Annotated in this window: 2 protein-coding genes; one reads left to right on the forward strand and one right to left on the reverse strand. The window is 67.7% G+C overall.

All coding sequences use genetic code 11. The features are described from left to right. Positions 1–254 precede the first annotated feature (254 nt). Positions 255–3,800: a DNA polymerase III subunit alpha gene (gene dnaE, locus ACFXB5_RS51695; RefSeq protein ID WP_385222579.1), complete on the reverse strand. Its 3,546-nt coding sequence runs from the start codon at positions 3,798–3,800 to the stop codon at positions 255–257. A gap of 214 nt (positions 3,801–4,014) precedes the next feature. On the opposite strand from dnaE, the gene ACFXB5_RS51700 reads away from it, so the two are divergent. After that, the gene (locus ACFXB5_RS51700) at positions 4,015–5,340 is read left to right on the forward strand and encodes a DUF2252 domain-containing protein (protein ID WP_385222582.1); all 1,326 of its coding nucleotides are present in this window, start codon (positions 4,015–4,017) and stop codon (positions 5,338–5,340) included. Positions 5,341–5,413 lie beyond the last annotated feature (73 nt).

Raw genomic sequence — 5,413 nt, forward strand, 5'->3', positions numbered from 1 at the left:
ACCCCCCGCCCCCCCGCGGCGGGCCCCCCGCGGGCGCGCGCCCGGCCCCCCGCGCCCCGCGCGCCCCCCCCCCCCGCCCCCGCCCCTTGTGCGTTCCCCGCCGCCGCGCCCCGCCGGAGCCGCTGCTTCCGACTTTCGTCAGGGCCGGGCGGTCACTGCTTCGTCAAGGCCGGGCGGTCACTGCTTCGTCAAGGCCGGGTGGCCGCTGCTTTCGTCAGGGCCGGGTGGCCGCTGCTTTCGTCAGGGCCGGGCGGTCACCCGGCCAGGCAGGACGCCCCCAACAGCACCTTGAGATCGCCGAAGAGGGCCGGGTCGGCGGTGACGCGGTGCCGGTCGAGCCGCAGCACGGTGGTCTTCCGCGCCCCCTGGAGCTTGATCCGCACCTCGGTGGAGCCGCGGTGGTGGGTGAGCACCTCGCTCAACTTCTCGACCAGCGGCGGGGTGACCTTGACCGTGGGAATGGTGATCGTCACGGGCGCGTTGGCGCCCGCCTCGGACAGATCGGGAACCATCAGCTCCATGGCGACCAGCCGGGGCACGTCCTCGCGCTTGTCCAGCCGCCCCTTGACGAAGACGACCACGTCCTCGATCAGCTGGGTGGAGACCAGCTGATAGGTGGCCGGGAAGAACATGCACTCGATGGAGCCGGCCAGGTCCTCCACGGTGGCGATGGCCCAGGCGTTGCCCTGTTTGGTCATCTTGCGCTGGAGACCGGAGATGATGCCGCCGATGGTGACGATCGCGCCGTCCGCGTGCTCACCGCCGGTGAGCGCGGAGATCGCGGCGTCCGCCTTCTCGTTCAGCACATGCTCGATGCCGAACAGCGGATGGTCGGAGACATACAGGCCCAGCATCTCCCGCTCCTGGGCCAGCAGATAGCTCTTGTCCCATTCGACGTCCGCGAACTCGACGTCGAGCCCGAAGCCCGGCCCGTCGCCGTCCCCGCTGTCGCCGCCCATGCCGCCGAAGAGGTCGAACTGCCCCTCGGCCTCCTTGCGCTTGACGGCGACCACATTGTCGATCAGGGCCTCGTAGTGCGCCGTGAGCCCCTTACGGGTGTGGCCCATCTCGTCGAAGGCGCCCGCCTTGATCAGCGATTCGGTGGTGCGCTTGTTGCAGACGACCGCCTCGACCTTGTCCAGGTAGTCCGGGAACGAGGCGTACTTCCCCTTGGCCTTACGGCCGCGGATGATCGCCTCCACCACGTTCTGACCGACGTTCCGGACCGCCGTGAGACCGAAGAGGATCACGTCATCACCCTGGGCGGTGAAGTTGGCCTCGGACTCATTGACGTTCGGCGGCAGCACCTTGATGCCCATGCGGCGGCATTCGTTCAGATAGACCGCCGACTTGTCCTTGTCGTCGCGGACCGAGGTGAGCAGCGCCGCCATGTACTCGGCGGGGTAGTTGGCCTTGAGGTACGCGGTCCAGTAGGTGACCAGGCCGTACGCGGAGGAGTGGGCCTTGTTGAACGCGTATCCGGCGAACGGGACCAGGACGTCCCACACCGCCTGGATGGCCTCGTCGGAGTAGCCGCGCTCGCGGCAGCCCTTCTGGAAGGGCACGAACTCCTTGTCGAGGACCTCCTGCTTCTTCTTGCCCATCGCGCGGCGCAGCAGGTCGGCCTGTCCGAGCGAGTAGCCCGCGAGCACCTGGGCGGCCTTCTGCACCTGCTCCTGGTACACGATGAGGCCGTAGGTGATGCCCAGGACCTCCTTGAGCGGCTCCTCCAGCTCGGGGTGGATCGGGGTGATCTCCTGCTGGCCGTTCTTCCGCAGCGCGTAGTTGATGTGCGAGTTCATGCCCATCGGGCCCGGCCGGTAGAGGGCCGAGACGGCGGAAATGTCCTCGAAGTGGTCGGGCTTCATCATGCGCAGCAGGGAGCGCATCGGACCACCGTCGAACTGGAAGACACCCAGGGTGTCACCGCGGCAGAGCAGTTCGAAGGTCTTGGGGTCGTCCAGGGACAGATCGAGCATCTTCAGGTCGACGCCCTTGTTGGCGCGCACCATCTTGACGGCGTCGTCCATGATGGTGAGGTTGCGCAGCCCCAGGAAGTCCATCTTCAGCAGGCCGAGGGACTCACAGGTGGGGTAGTCCCACTGGGTCACGACCTGGCCGTCGTTCTTCGGCGAGAAGACGGGCACGTGGTCGGTGACCGTCTCGCTGGACATGATCACGCCGGCCGCGTGCACGCCCATCTGCCGGACCAGGCCCTCGATTCCGCGCGCGGTGTCGATGACCTTCTTCACATCCGGCTCGTTCTCATACATCCCGCGCACCTCGCCCGCCTCGCTGTAGCGGGGGTGCTTCTCGTCGGTGATGCCGGAGAGCGGGATGCCCTTACCGAGGACATCGGCGGGCATGGCCTTGGTGATGCGGTCGCCCATCGCGTACGGGTAGCCGAGCACCCGGGCGGAGTCCTTGATGGCGTTCTTGGCCTTGATGGTGCCGTAGGTGCCGATCTGGGCGACCTTGTCGGCACCGTATTTCTCGGTCACGTACCGGATGACCTCGCCGCGCCTGCGCTCGTCGAAGTCGATGTCGACATCGGGCATGGACACACGCTCGGGGTTGAGGAACCGCTCGAAGATCAGCCCGTGCTCGACCGGATCGAGGTCGGTGATGCCCAGCGCGTACGAGACGATCGAACCGGCCGCGGAGCCTCGGCCGGGGCCCACCGCGATGCCGTTGTTCTTGGCCCACATGATGAAGTCGGCGACCACGAGGAAGTAGCCCGGGAACCCCATCTGGATGATGACGTCCATCTCGTACTCGGCGAGCTTCTGCCGGTCCTCGGGGACGCCGCCGGGGAAGCGCTGGGCCATCCCCTTGCGGACCTCCTCCTGGAACCAGGTGACCTCGGTGTACCCCTCGGGCACGTCGAACCGCGGCATCAGGTCGCGCTTTTCGAACCAGCCGTTGTTATCGATCTGCTCGGCCACCAGGAGGGTGTTGCGGCACCCCTCCTGCCAGGCGTCCGAGGAGTCGATGGCGTACATCTCGTCGGTCGACTTGAGGTAATAGCCGGTGCCGTCGAAGCGGAAGCGGTCCGGGTCGGAGAGGTTCTTGCCGGTCTGGACGCACAGCAGCGCGTCGTGCGCCACGGACTCGCGGGAGTAGGTGTAGTGCGAGTCATTGGTGACCAGCGGCGGGATGTCCAGCTTCTTGCCGATCTCCAGCAGCCCGTCCCGGACCCGGCGCTCGATCTCGATGCCGTGGTCCATCAGCTCCAGGAAGTACCGCTCCTTGCCGAAGATGTCCTGGTACTCGGAGGCGGCCTTGAGCGCCTCGTCGAACTGGCCGAGCCGCAGCCGGGTCTGAAGCTCGCCCGAGGGGCAGCCGGTGGAGGCGATCAGGCCCTCGGACCACTGGGCGATGGTCTCCTTGTCCATCCGCGGCCACTTGACGAAGTAGCCCTCCATATAGGCGTCCGAGGAGAGCCGGAAGAGGTTGTGCAGACCGGTCTTGTTCGACGCCCAGATGGTCTTGTGGGTGTAACCACCGGAACCGGAGACGTCATCGCGCTTCTGGTGCGGCTGGCCCCACTGCACCCGCCGCTTGTAGCGCCGCGACTCGGGGGCCACATACGCCTCGATGCCGATGATCGGGGTGATCCCCGCGCCCGTCGCCTGCTGGTAGAAGTCGTACGCGCCGTGGAGGTTGCCATGGTCGGTCATGGCGATGTGGGTCATGCCCATCTCATTGCACGCGTTGAACATGTCCTTGAGCCGCGCCGCACCGTCCAGCAGCGAGTACTGGGTATGGACATGCAGGTGCGTGAAGGGCGGCTTGGTCACGGTGGAAGACCTCCGGCGAACAATCGATGACGGCAGGGCGAGACAGCTCCGAAGGTTACCCCTCCGCACTGACAAGAGCCGGGCACTCGCGGGTAGCCTCAGGCGTTGATCCCGACGGGTCATCCGGTCTTCCCGCGCACCTGGCGAGACGGAACATACCCTGTCGTATCTGCCCCACCGATCATCTCTCTCATGCCCCAGGAGGCGTTCCGCGATGTCGACCCAGCAAACCCAGGGGGAACAGCGCGGCGAGCACATCCTCGCCGTATTCGACACCGCCTTCGGCGAGCTGCTCGCCGCCGACCCGGCCGCCTTCCGCGTCAAGTTCCGGAAGATGGCCGCCTCGGCGTTCGCGTTCTACCGCGGCACCGCCTGCCTGTTCTATTCCGATGTGGAGCGGGAGCGCTCCGGCGGACCGTACCTGGACGACCGCACCAGCCGGGTGTGGATCCACGGCGACCTCCACGCCGAGAACTTCGGCACCTACATGGACGCCAACGGCCGGCTGATCTTCAATGTGAACGACTTCGACGAGGCGTACGTCGGCCCCTTCACCTGGGACCTCAAACGCTTCGCCGCCTCCGTGGCGCTCATCGGCTACACCAAGGCGCTCAGCGACGAGAAGATCACCGAGCTGGTGCGGACGTACGCCGGCGCCTACCGCGAGCGCGTCCACGCCCTGGCCACCGGCGCCAAGAACGACGAGGTGCCGCCCTTCACCCTGGAGACCGCGGAGGGCCCGCTGCTGGACGCGCTGCGTGACGCCCGCTCGCTGACCCGCTTCGGGCTGCTGGACTCGATGACCGAGATCCGCGACTTCGAGCGCCGCTTCGCGGCCGGCGGCGGGTCCATCGAGCTGGACGCGGCCACCCGCTACAAGGTCCTGGCCGCCTTCGACGGCTATCTGGAGACGCTCCCCGAGTCCAGTCTCTCGCGCCCGGACTCCTACCGCGTCAAGGACGTGGTGGGCCGCCGGGGCATCGGCATCGGCAGCGCCGGGCTCCCCTCGTACAACATCCTTCTGGAGGGCAACAGCGACGCCCTGGAGAACGATGTGGTGATCTACATGAAGCAGGCGCAGACCCCGGCGGTCTCCCGGCACATCACCGATGAGCAGGTGCGCGCCTACTTCCACCACGAGGGCCACCGCACCGTGATCTCCCAGCGCGCGCTCCAGGCCCACGCCGACCCGTGGCTGGGCTGGACCGAGCTGGACGGGGCGGGGCAGCTGGTCGCCGAGGTGTCGCCGTACGCGGTGGACCTGGACTGGTCCGACATCGACGACCCGGCCGAGATCGCGGCCGTCGTCGCGGACCTCGGCCGGGCCACGGCCACCATGCACGCGGCCGCGGACGACCAGAGCGGCCACTCGCTGGTGCCGTTCTCGACCGAGCGTGCCATCGACGCGGTGATCGCCGCCGACGAGGACGGCTTCGCCGAGCTCCTGGTGGACTTCGCGCACTCTTACGGTGCCCGCGCCCGCGCCGACCACCAGATCTTCGTGGACCTCTTCCGCAACGGCCGCATCCCCGGCCTCTGATCGCCTCCCTGGGGGACGCCCGTCCCCCGGGCCGTTGATCGTCACCCCGGCCATGGCCGGGGTGAGCGAGCCC

The sequence above is a fragment of the Streptomyces sp. NPDC059455 genome, assembly GCF_042750115.1.
GTDB classification, from domain to species: Bacteria; Actinomycetota; Actinomycetes; order Streptomycetales; family Streptomycetaceae; genus Streptomyces; species Streptomyces endocoffeicus.